Source organism: Moorena sp. SIO4A1, from assembly GCF_010672065.1.
Taxonomy (GTDB): Bacteria; Cyanobacteriota; Cyanobacteriia; order Cyanobacteriales; family Coleofasciculaceae; genus Moorena.
Window position 1 is genome coordinate 1 of sequence record NZ_JAAHHX010000536.1, and the last position, 1,708, is coordinate 1,708.

Annotated in this window: 2 protein-coding genes; both read left to right on the forward strand. The window is 39.4% G+C overall.

What is annotated here, in order from left to right:
* Positions 1 to 866, forward strand: an 866-nt coding sequence (locus F6K53_RS40335; protein ID WP_293085740.1) for a lipid II flippase MurJ, incomplete at its 5' end; no start/stop codon positions are given.
* Positions 857 to 1,708 (forward strand): glycosyltransferase (locus F6K53_RS40340; protein ID WP_293085743.1); only part of this gene is annotated, 852 nt, incomplete at its 3' end. The genes F6K53_RS40335 and F6K53_RS40340, both read left to right, overlap by 10 nt.

Sequence of the window (1,708 nt, forward strand, 5' to 3'; positions counted from 1 at the left end):
GGGAACGTTTTGCTCTAGCAGCTCTATGTCCAATGATGATTCCGGTGATTAGCATCCTATTGATAGTAGGATTTAAGTCTTTAGGAATCTTTGCCTTAGTTGCTGGATTAATTAGTGGTACAGCTCTAGAGCTGATAATTCTGGGAATAGCACTGCATCGTCAAGGTATTTCATTACTGCCAAGATGGTATGGATTTAATGAGCCTATGCGCCAGGTAGCGAGCCAGTATCTGCCAATGATTGCTGGAGCATTATTAATTTGTAGTGCTGCTCCAATTGATCAAGCCATGGCAGCTATGTTGTCTCCTGGTAGTGTGTCTATACTTAACTACGCCAACGGTTTAATTGCTTCTCCCATTAACCTAATGAGTATTGCGATCAGCACTGCGGTAATTCCCTATTTTTCTAAGATGGTTGCTAGTCAGGATTGGCACGAAATCCGTGGCACCCTTAGGTATTATCTACGGCTGATATTTTTGATTACTGTACCGCTAAGCATAATTCTAATTGTTTTTTCTCATCCGATAGTCCAGCTAGTTTTTGAACGAGGTTCATTTACCTCTGATGCTACTAATTTAGTCGCTCAATCTCAAGCCCTTTATGCCTTACAAATTCCTTTTTATATTGCTAATATTCTAGTTGTTAGGCTGGTGTCAGCAATGAGACTTAACTATATTTTGATGTGGGTATCTGGATTTGATTTAGCCATTAATATTATTTTGAATATTCTCTTTATGCAATGGCTGGGAATTAAAGGCATTGCGTTATCCACTAGCTGCGTGTATATCTTTTGTTTCTCATTTCTGCTCTTATTTACCCAAAATCAAATCAAAAAGAAAAACCCTGAAAAACAATTATGCGATTAACACTAGTGACGTCATCTCTCTCCTGTGGAGGTGCTGAGCGAGCGGTAGCTTTGCTAGCAAAAGGATTCTTTAACAAGGGTTATCAAGTTGATGTGGTAACAATTGATGACACCTATCTTGACTTTTATAAATTACCTGATCGGGTTAATCGAGTAGCCCTTAATATCGCCAAAAACTCACCAACTTTTATTCATGGAATTTGGAATAACCTCTATCGTTTGTGGGTCTTGAGGCGAACCATTAAATCCCTCCACCCTGATGTTGTCATTTCTTTCTTAGATCAAATCAATATCTTGACCCTGTTAGCTCTTGTTAAGACTAACTATCCCGTTCTGGTAAGTGAACAGAATGATCCTCGGAAAAGTTCTAGTGGTAAAGTGTGGGATAGATTGCGACATATCACTTATTCCTTTGCGGATAAAGTGGTGAGCGTAGGGGATGGGGTGAATCAGTATTTTGACTGGCTCCCCGAAACTAAACGAGCAGTAATTTATAACCCATTGGCTAGTATCAATTCCAGACCTAGTATGGATAAATTACTGGAAACTAAAGGAGCTGATCTAACTAAAAAATGGATAGTTGCTATCGGAAGGCTTACCCATCAGAAAGGGTTTGATATTTTATTATCTGCTTTCAAAAAACATGCTGGTCACCATCCAGACTGGCAACTTATAATTTTAGGAGAAGGGGAGCTTCGTCCAGAGCTTGAAAATCTCAGAGATCAATTAGGTTTAACTGATAATGTCATCTTCCCTGGGGTTGTCCGTAATCCCTTTTCAGTCTTAAAACGGTCAGAATTATTTGTCTTGTCTTCCCGCTTTGAAGGGTTACCAGGGGTTTTA